This window comes from Rahnella sp. Larv3_ips (assembly GCF_003697865.1).
Classification (GTDB): domain Bacteria; phylum Pseudomonadota; class Gammaproteobacteria; order Enterobacterales; family Enterobacteriaceae; genus Rahnella; species Rahnella rivi.
The window spans coordinates 1-1336 of the sequence record NZ_MJIB01000019.1 but is presented as its reverse complement, the minus strand read 5'-3'; the positions used below and the strand labels follow the sequence as shown (position 1 = coordinate 1336).

Below are 1336 nucleotides of genomic sequence, written 5' to 3'. Positions count from 1 at the left end.
CGGCCGTCGGTTTATTGTTGGTGCCATACAGAGCAACCCATGGGCGCCATGGTCCATCCTTCCCGTTCCAGTTGGAAGAAAGCCCGCGCACCCAGACGTTGCACGTATCAAAAGTGATAAACATCTGCTGGCAGCCGTAAGCGCTGCCGGTAACAAACAGCGTGCCCGCTTTGGCTTCTGGATAATTCCTGTCAGGTGTCGCGGAGGCGTTGGCTGACTGGTGGTAAACAGCCGCCTGAACCGCCGACAGGCCAAAACCCACAGTGTTCAGGTCAGTAGCACCGAGCGCCGTGTTTGCTGCGACAGAACCGGCGGAACTGGCCTGCACCCAGTCGCGCCATGGTCCATCCTTGCCATTCCAGGAAGCATTGAGCGCACGCGTCCACACCATGCCGGTATTTTGTACCGTATAACGCTGTAATACGCCGCCCGTCCAGGAGGCGGGGAGCACCTCCAGCACGCCCGCCGCCTGCGAGCCTGGCGGATAGCCGTTCGCGACCGTGGCATTCGCGCCGGTGCTTTGCACGTAAAGGCCAATTTTTGCCAGGTTAAACGTGTTGATATTGGACGTGCCGAGAACAGCGGACTCGACAGGAAGCGCCCCCACCTCAGAAGCCGTCGGCGGATTGGCTGTGTCGTAAACTTTGCGCCATCCGTACGGCAGCGGTGTAGCGCCGTACTGCTTCCATAACCAGCCGCTTTCTTCAGCGGCACTTACTGCGCCCGTTCGTACGTAAATCGTACCATTTGTACTGTGGAGGTACTGAGTTAGTGCAGCGCCTGCATCATACGCGCGGCGAAACGTCACCAGCGTATCAGCGGCCTGATTAGGCTTAGCACCAAGCGGATGATCGTCAAAATATCCTGCAAGCGTGACAGCGCCTGATTTTGCAACCAGTGACGGATCTGAAAGCCTGGTGACTTTAGTGTTATCGACAATGGGCAATGTGTTACTGAAAGCGCCGACGTCTTCCGGTAACAGGGTAATATCCGCAGACAGCGGTTTATTGTTCACCTTGCGGGAGGAAGGGACACGGCTGTTGGCGTTGTCATTAACAGCCTTCACCGCTTTTGGCGTGGCGGCCAGCGCTTCGCTGGTACTGCTGACCGAGCTGCTGAGCTGGACAAAACCCTTTGCCGTCAGCGTGCCGTCGGGATGGTTACGGGATTTTTCATGCGCGGCCAGCAGGTCATTCACATACTGCTCGGTTGCCATAATCACCGAGTCGTCGATCAGCAAGCTGATTGCCTCGGTGTTGCTGACCGCAATCACCATGCGCAACGTCTGCGTGCGGCCTGAACCCTCCGCAAGCGTCGGTTTATAGGTGTCCGCCAT

1 protein-coding gene is annotated in these 1336 nt (G+C 57.6%); it reads right to left on the bottom strand.

The genetic code is table 11. The annotated features are described in order from the left end of the window. Window positions 1-1336: tail fiber protein (locus tag ED901_RS19515; RefSeq protein ID WP_205965129.1), on the bottom strand; the 1336-nt coding region annotated here is incomplete at both ends.